Annotated in this window: 1 pseudogene; it reads right to left on the bottom strand. The window is 64.1% G+C overall.

Annotated elements, in window-relative coordinates:
• Positions 1–245: pseudogene (locus tag D5084_RS08990) on the bottom strand (transposase); the annotation flags it as partial.

The following is a 245-nucleotide window of genomic DNA, read 5'->3' as shown; positions in this document are numbered from 1 at the left end:
CTTTGGCAAGCTGCTCAGTAGCGCCGCCGCGCCGGTGTAATCACTTACTTGGCCTGCCGTCATGAAGAACCGGATCGGGCGACCATCAGCCTCGGTGACGGCGTGCAGCTTGGTGTTCATGCCGCCCTTCGTCCGACCGATCAGACGGCCCCTCTGGTCGCCTAGCCCCCCTTTTTCGACCGCAGGCTGGTCGCCGTGCGGTGCGCCTTGAGATAGGTCGCGTCGATCATCACCGTCTTCGGGGT

The organism is Tabrizicola thermarum (genome assembly GCF_003574395.1).
In the GTDB taxonomy this organism is placed as follows: Bacteria; Pseudomonadota; Alphaproteobacteria; order Rhodobacterales; family Rhodobacteraceae; genus Tabrizicola; species Tabrizicola thermarum.
This window is presented reverse-complemented; position numbering and strand designations above follow the sequence as displayed.